The following is a 7,102-nucleotide window of genomic DNA, read 5'->3' on the forward strand; positions in this document are numbered from 1 at the left end:
GGTGCGGGGGCGCCCGGCGCCGGTGCGGGGGCCGGAGCTCCCGGCGCGGGCGCCGGGGCGCCAGGGGCAGGAGCGGGCGCAGGCGCTCCCGGGGCCGGCGGCGGCGGCGGTCCCTGCAGGAAGGTGTTACCCGTCGGCGGCGGAGGCGGCGGCGCGGGTGTCGGCTCGGGCTGCGCCTGGGCCACCGTCGGCAGCGCCAGCGCCAGCGCCGTCGCCCCGGTCAACGCCGCGGCCGCCAAGGTCCTCGAGAGCCCCTTGCGCGGGGAGGTAATCGCATCCGGCTGATCCATGGGGAAGAAACTACCGTGTTACCGCCGTGACGCAAGTGTGAATTGCTAAGAATGTGCTTAATTGTGGCATAGCTGGGAGCCTGAAAGGCCGTGATAGCTACGGTAGACATGATTTGCTGGCACCGTGGCATCCCCGCGCGTGCCGCGAGGTGGCCGAACCGCTGTCGACGCCGGTGATTCGACTGTGTTTCGCACTGGCTCCGGTATCTGTTACTGGGCTGGATGCACGGCGACCTCTTGGGCCTTGACCGCGAAGATCACCCGTTCGCCGGGAGCGAGCCGCAGCTCGGCCGCGGAGTCCGGGGTGATGTCAGCGGCGATGCCGGGACCGCCGTCGGGCTGCTCCTCGGCCCGCACCCGGATGGCCGGGCCGCGGCCGTCGAGTTCGGCAACCGTTACCTCGACGGTGTTGCGGGGGCTCCCGTGCGGCCGCTCGCGGTACACCGCGACCGCCGCCGGGTGGAACAGCGCCACCGCGGGCCGACCCGCCTCCACGTCCGATGCCGCGTTCCCGTGCCACGCGACACCCCACTCGGTGACCAGGGCGCCGTCGCGGTCCGCCGTGCCGCGTACCAGGTTGACCCCCGCCAGCCGCGCTCCGAAGCCACTCCGAGGAGAGGCTAATACCGTTGTGGCGGAACCGCTTTCGACGATACGACCGGATTCGATCACCACCACCCGATCGGCGAGCGTGACCACGTCGAGCAGGTCATGCGTCACCATCACCGCCGACCGTCCGTCGCGCGCGAGCACCCTGCGCAGCACCTTGCGGATCGCGGCGGCCGCCGTCACGTCGAGGCCGGCCAACGGCTCGTCGAGCAACAGCACGTCGGGTTCGGCGGCCAGGGCACGCGCCAGCGCAACGCGCTGCGCCTCACCGCCCGACAGTTCGCGCGGCCTGCGGCCGGCCAGGCCCGCCGCGTCGACCTCGGCGAGCCAGTGCTCGGGCCGCGTGCTGCCGGGCGGGAAGGCGACGTTGGCGGCGACGTCGAGATGCGGAAACAGCAGCGGATCCTGCAGAAGCAGCCCCACGCGACGGTTGTGGGTCGCGACGTGGACTCCGGCCGCGGTGTCGGTGAGCACCCGCTGCCCCACCCGCACGACGCCGTCGTCGGGCCGTATCAGCCCCGCGATGACGTGCAGGGCCGTTGACTTGCCCGCGCCGTTGGGGCCGAGCACGGCCAGCACCTCACCGGCGGCCACGTCGAACGCGACGTCGACCCCGCGCCGATCGACGACCGCGCGCAGGCTGATGCCGGTCACGGTGCACTCCACGCGCTGTCGCCTCGCAACCGTCGACTTCCCAAACCCAGCACCACGACCGCGGCCACCAGCACGAGCAGCAGCGACAGCGCAACCGCCGCGTCGGGGTCGCTCTCGCGCTGTAGGTAGATCTCCAGCGGCAAGGTGCGGGTGACGCCCTCGCGGGACCCGGCGAACGTCAGCGTCGCCCCGAACTCGCCGAGTGCCCGGGCGAAGGCCAGCACGGCGCCGGACACCAAACCCGGTCTGAGCAGCGGGAGCGTCACGCGCCACCACACCCGCGACGGCCGGGCGCCGAGCGTGGCGGCGACGGTCTCGTAACCGGTCCCGGCCGTGCGCGCGGCCCCTTCGAGCGCGATGACCAGGAAGGGCAGCGACACGAACGTCTGCGCGAGGACGACGGCGGTCGTCGTGAACGCGATCTGTATGCCGGCCGCCTGCAGATGCTCACCGATCAGCCCGAGGCGGCCGAACGCGTACAGCAGCGCGATCCCACCCACCACCGGCGGCAGCACCAGCGGAAGCAGGATCAGCGGTCGCGCGGCCCGCACGAGGCGGCTGTCGCTGCGCGCGAGCACCAGCGCCATCGGCACGCCGAGCACAAGGCACAGCACGGTGCTGGCCGTCGCGGTTCGCAGGCTCAGCAGCAGCGCGGCGACCGAGGACTCGCTCGTGATCAGCGCCGCGATGTTCGGCCAGTCGACCCTGGTCGCGATCGCGACGAGCGGCACCACGACGAACAACGCGCCCGCCGCGGCGGGCAGATAGAGCCAGCGCGGCAGACCAGCCGGATTACTCAACGGCCTCCCACCTCACAGGCCAAACCCTATGGGACATGGCCCTGCGCGCCGGTTTCGTGCTGTAGCTACTGTCCAGTAACATTGCGGGGGAATCGCTGGGTTCAGCGTCGAACACTTCAGGGAGGTCCTCGCGATGGAGGTGCTCGTCACCGCAGGTGACACCGATCTGGGTCGCACGATCGCCGAAGGCTTCCGGGATGCCGGTCACCGCGTCGTGATCGCGGGCGCCCGCCGCGACGAACTCGAGGTCGCCGCCAAGGAGCTCGACGTCGACGCGATCGTGCTCGACAACACCGATCCCGACAGCCTGGAAGCGGCGCGATCGCAGTTCCCCCACCACCTCGACACGATCGTCAACGTGCCCGCGCCCGGTTGGGACGGCGGGGATCCGCGCACCTACTCGATGTCCGACCTGGCCAGGGCGTGGCGTGCGGCGCTGGATTCGACCGTGGTGTCGGCGGTGCTGACGGTGCAGATCCTCGGCGACCACCTGCGCTCGGGCGGTTCGATCGTCAACGTGGTTCCCGAGAACCCGGCCGTGGGCAGCGCCGACGCGGCTATCAAGGCCGCGCTCGTCGACTGGACCGCCGGGCAGGCGGAGCATTTCGGCACGCGCGGTATCACCGTCAACGCGGTGGCGTCCGGCCGCAGCGCCGAGCCCGGTTACGAGGGCCTGTCACGCACGCCTCCGCCGGTCGCCGACGAGATCGCGCGCCTGGCCCTGTTCCTCACCACGCCGGCGGCGCGCCACATCACCGGGCAGATCCTGCACGTCAGCAAGGGTGCACTCGCAAACTTCGGCTGATTATTCCGATGTTCGCCCGGAGCTAAACGGGGTGACCGCTCCGCTTAGGTGTGGTTACGTGCTCCCATGACCATCAAACTCGGACTCCAGATCCCGAACTTCTCGTACGGCACCGGCGTCGCGGAGATCTTCCCCACCGTGATCGCGCAGGCGCAGGAAGCCGAGGCCGCCGGCTTCGACTCGGTCTTCGTGATGGACCACTTCTACCAACTGCCCGGGCTCGGCACGCCGGACCAGCCCATGCTCGAGGCGTACACGGCGCTGGGCGGCCTGGCCGCCGCGACCGAACGCGTCCAGCTCGGCACCCTCGTCACCGGCAACACCTACCGCAACCCGACGCTGTTGGCGAAGGCGATCACGACGCTGGACGTGATCAGCCAGGGCCGCGCGATTCTCGGCATCGGCACCGGCTGGTACGAGCTCGAACACGACAGCCTCGGATACGAATTCGGCACCTTCACCGACCGTTTCAACAAGCTCGGCGAGGCGCTGCAGATCATCCTGCCGATGCTCGAGGGTGATCGGCCGACGTTCGAGGGCAAGTACTACCGGGCCAAGGAGGCGGTGGCAGAGCCGCGCTTCCGCGACCACATCCCGCTGATGATCGGCGGCAGCGGTGAGAAGAAGACCATCCCCTTGGCGGCCAAGCACTTCGACCACCTCAACATCATCGCCGGGTTCGACGAGCTGCCCCGCAAGGTGCAGGTGGTCAAGGAGCGCTGCGAGGACATCGGCCGCGACCCGGCGACCCTCGAGACCAGCATGCTCGTCGTCGCGATCATCGACGAGAACATCACGGGCGACGTCATCCCCGACGACTACAAGCAGCAAGCCGTCTTCGGCAGCGCCGAGCAGGTCGCCGAGCAGATCAAGACGAAGGTGCTCGACGCTGGGGTCAACGGCGTGATCCTGAGCCCGGTGACGAGCCTCAACGGATACCAGCCGGGCGGCGTCACGGCGGTGGCCGAAGCGCTTCGACCCGCGCTCGGCCTGTGATCCGAGCCGGGGCGGGCGATGACCGGGTTCCCCGGGTGGGATATAACACAGCAAACCTGTTCCCCGATCCGGTGTTCAGGCGACTACCGTTACGGGTAGAGAACTGCACGTGGAAGCACCGTCGAGGAGCCCAATATGAGCCATCCCGGAGCCACTGCATCTGATCGGCACAAGGTCGTCATCATCGGGTCAGGGTTCGGCGGGTTGACCGCTGCCAAGAAGCTCAAGCGGGCCGACGTCGACGTCAAGCTGATTGCCAAGACCACCCACCACCTGTTCCAGCCGCTGCTGTACCAGGTGGCGACCGGCATCATTCCCTCGGGCGAGATCGCGCCGCCGACGCGGATGATCCTGCGCAAGCAGAAGAACTGCCAAGTGCTGCTCGGCGACGTCACTCACATCGATCTGGCCAATCGGACGGTCAAGTCGGAGCTGCTGGGCCATACCTACGTCACGCCGTACGACACGCTCATCGTCGCCGCCGGCGCGGGTCAGTCCTATTTCGGAAACGATCACTTCGCCGAGTGGGCGCCGGGCATGAAGTCCATCGACGACGCCCTCGAATTGCGTGCGCGCATCCTCAGCGCCTTCGAGCAGGCGGAGCGGTCGAGCGACCCGGCCCGGCGCGAGAAGCTGTTGACGTTCACCGTGGTGGGCGCCGGCCCGACCGGAGTCGAAATGGCCGGGCAAATCGCCGAATTGGCCGATCACACGCTCAAAGGCGCGTTCCGCCACATCGATTCGACGACCGCGCGGGTGATCCTCCTCGATGCGGCGCCTGCGGTGCTGCCCCCGATGGGCGAGAAGCTCGGCAAGAAGGCCCAGACGCGGCTGGAGAAGATGGGCGTCGACATCCAGCTCGGGGCGATGGTCACCGACGTCGACCGCAACGGCATCACGGTCAAGGACTCCGACGGCACGATCCGGCGGATCGAATCCGCGACGAAGGTGTGGTCGGCGGGCGTGGCCGCCAGCCCGCTGGGCCGCGACCTCGCCGAACAGTCCGAGGCCGAGGTCGACCGGGCCGGTCGCGTGCTGGTGCAACCCGATCTGACGCTGCCCGGACATCCGAACGTGTTCGTGGTGGGCGACATGGCGCACGTCGAGGGCGTTCCCGGACAGGCGCAGGGCGCGATCCAGGGCGGCAGGTACGCCGCCAACGCGATCAGGGCCGAACTCAAGGGCGCCGATCCCAGCCAGCGCGAGCCGTTCCAGTACTTCGACAAGGGCTCGATGGCCACGGTGTCGCGGTTCTCGGCGGTCGCCAAGATCGGCCCGCTGGAGTTCGGCGGGTTCATCGCGTGGCTGGCCTGGCTGGTGCTGCACCTCGTCTACCTGGTCGGCTTCCGGCGCAAGATCACCACGCTGCTGCACTGGACGGTGACGTTCCTGTCGACGCAGCGCGGCAACCTCACCATCACCGAACAGCAGGCCTACGCCCGCACCCGGATCGAAGAACTCGAAGAGATCGCCGCCGGGGTGCGAGACACCGAGAAGGTCGCCGGCTAGAGCCGCGGACCCTGCCATGTCGTCAGGCAACCGCCCGCGGCCAATGCCAGCGGCGTGCCGGTGGTTTCGGTGTCGACGTCGGGATAGCTCAGTTCGCTGATCGCGGCCATGGGTGTGTCGATCTCGTCGTCGGCGACCGATCCCCTGCCGAGTTCGATGCGGTGACGCAGCAGCGGTGTGCCGTCGACCTCGGCGTGCAGCGAGCCCGACCAGAACCCCTGCCGCTCACCGGATCTGCCGATCTGCACCCGTTCACGCAACTTCACGCGCCCGGAGGCGCCGAGCTCGAGCCGAATCGAGCTTTGGTGACGCGAGGCCGCGGCCACCACCGTGGGTTCGGGGTCGAGGTCCAGCTCGCCGGCCACGTCGAGATCCCAGATCGCATGAGAGTCAGGGGTTTCCGAACCCGGCAGCGCTACCGTCGCCGCAGCGGTGCGTATCCGCAGCCGGGCGCCGGATTCCACGACGACGCGGAAGTGCAGCACGTCTCCCCCCAGCGGCGTCGCCGCCGCCGACACCAGGTGGACGGTGTCGGGCCCGGTGAGCCGTGCCGCCAGCCCACCGGTGCATTCGATGCGCGGCCGACGGTCGCGGCGCGCGACGATCAGCACCTCGGATCGCACTAGACCGGCACCCGCAACTGTTCGCGCACCCAGTTCAGCACCGGGGAGGCCGCGGGATCGTCGGTCAGCGAGATCATCACGAAGGGCCGCTCGCCGCGCACGGCCGCCGCGTCGCGGCGCATCACGTCGAGGTCCGCCCCGACCATCGGGGCGAGATCGGTCTTGTTGATCACCAACAGGTCCGAGTAGGTCACCCCGGGCCCGCCCTTGCGGGGGACCTTGTCGCCGCCGGCCACATCGACGACGAAGATCTGGACGTCGACCAGACCCGACGAGAACGTCGCGGTGAGGTTGTCGCCGCCGGATTCGACGAGGATCAGGTCCAGCCGGTCGTTTCCGGCGATCAGGTCGTCGATCGCATCGAGGTTGGCGGTGATGTCGTCGCGGATCGCGGTGTGCGGACACCCGCCCGTCTGAACCGCCGCGATCCGCTCGTCGGGCAACACGGCGTGGCGGCGCAGGAAGTCGGCGTCCTCGGTGGTGTAGATGTCGTTGGTCAGCACCGCCAGCGACAGTTCCTCGCGAAACTGCCGGCACAGCGCAGCGACCAGTGCGGTCTTACCCGATCCGACCGGACCGCCGACGCCGATGCGCAGTGGTTCCCCCGGTTGGCGCGAACGCCTGGGCCGCTCGACATGGTGGTGCGGCTCGCCGTCGATGAAATGCGGTGGCATGACGTCCTTTCGGGGCTACGAGACGAAGAGTGGGCGTTCGCGGCGGTGGTGGCGCTCGGCCAGCACGTCGAGCAGCGGATCGGACAGGTCGGCCAGTTCCTTGGCGGCCGAGGCCGACGTCTGATCACACAGCGCCGACGTT

General features: G+C 69.3%; 7 protein-coding genes and 2 pseudogenes. 3 read left to right on the top strand and 6 right to left on the bottom strand.

The window, feature by feature from the left end:
- The 3 genes and pseudogenes from A5698_RS28055 to A5698_RS17035 all read right to left on the bottom strand — a co-directional run.
- A pseudogene (locus A5698_RS28055) lies at positions 1–290 on the bottom strand (APA family fibronectin-binding glycoprotein); the annotation flags it as partial.
- 210 nt (positions 291–500) lie between these two features.
- Positions 501–1,553 (bottom strand): sulfate/molybdate ABC transporter ATP-binding protein, encoded by a 1,053-nt coding sequence (locus tag A5698_RS17030; RefSeq protein WP_068299283.1) that lies wholly within the window; start codon positions 1,551–1,553, stop codon positions 501–503.
- Positions 1,550–2,353, bottom strand: coding sequence for an ABC transporter permease (locus tag A5698_RS17035; protein WP_068299267.1), 804 nt, complete (start codon positions 2,351–2,353; stop codon positions 1,550–1,552). Before A5698_RS17035 ends, A5698_RS17030 begins: the two co-directional genes overlap by 4 nt.
- A gap of 133 nt (positions 2,354–2,486) precedes the next feature.
- Here A5698_RS17035 and A5698_RS17040 point away from each other — a divergent pair, with 133 nt between their 5' ends.
- From A5698_RS17040 to A5698_RS17050, 3 genes are all read left to right on the top strand, one after another.
- On the top strand, positions 2,487–3,158 hold the full coding sequence (locus A5698_RS17040) for an SDR family oxidoreductase (RefSeq protein ID WP_068299270.1): 672 nt from the start codon (positions 2,487–2,489) through the stop codon (positions 3,156–3,158).
- Between the two features lie 66 nt (positions 3,159–3,224).
- Positions 3,225–4,154 (top strand): LLM class F420-dependent oxidoreductase, encoded by a 930-nt coding sequence (locus A5698_RS17045; RefSeq protein ID WP_068299273.1) that lies wholly within the window; start codon positions 3,225–3,227, stop codon positions 4,152–4,154.
- 135 nt (positions 4,155–4,289) lie between these two features.
- Positions 4,290–5,663 carry an NAD(P)/FAD-dependent oxidoreductase gene (locus A5698_RS17050; protein WP_067083040.1) on the top strand — a complete coding sequence of 458 codons (1,374 nt, stop codon included), beginning with the start codon at positions 4,290–4,292 and terminating at the stop codon, positions 5,661–5,663.
- On the opposite strand, the gene A5698_RS17055 is transcribed toward A5698_RS17050, so the two are convergent.
- The 3 genes and pseudogenes from A5698_RS17055 to A5698_RS17065 form a co-directional block, all read right to left on the bottom strand.
- Complete coding sequence (locus tag A5698_RS17055; RefSeq protein ID WP_068299276.1) at positions 5,660–6,286, bottom strand: urease accessory protein UreD; 627 nt, start codon at positions 6,284–6,286, stop codon at positions 5,660–5,662. The two genes, A5698_RS17050 and A5698_RS17055, sit on opposite strands and share 4 nt — an antisense overlap.
- Positions 6,286–6,960: an urease accessory protein UreG gene (ureG, locus tag A5698_RS17060; protein WP_068299279.1), complete on the bottom strand. Its 675-nt coding sequence runs from the start codon at positions 6,958–6,960 to the stop codon at positions 6,286–6,288. Before ureG ends, A5698_RS17055 begins: the two co-directional genes overlap by 1 nt.
- A 15-nt stretch (positions 6,961–6,975) precedes the next feature.
- A pseudogene (locus A5698_RS17065) lies at positions 6,976–7,102 on the bottom strand (urease accessory protein UreF); the annotation flags it as partial.

The organism is Mycobacterium sp. E136, assembly GCF_001666865.1.
GTDB lineage: Bacteria > Actinomycetota > Actinomycetes > Mycobacteriales > Mycobacteriaceae > Mycobacterium.

Excerpts from the sequence above, each read along its gene's own strand:
- ureG (WP_068299279.1), bottom strand. The coding sequence starts at position 6,960 with ATGCCACCGCATTTCATCGACGGCGAGCCGCACCACCATGTCGAGCGG.
- A5698_RS17050 (WP_067083040.1), top strand. The coding sequence starts at position 4,290 with ATGAGCCATCCCGGAGCCACTGCATCTGATCGGCACAAGGTCGTCATC.
- A5698_RS17040 (WP_068299270.1), top strand. The coding sequence starts at position 2,487 with ATGGAGGTGCTCGTCACCGCAGGTGACACCGATCTGGGTCGCACGATC.
- A5698_RS17045 (WP_068299273.1), top strand. The coding sequence starts at position 3,225 with ATGACCATCAAACTCGGACTCCAGATCCCGAACTTCTCGTACGGCACC.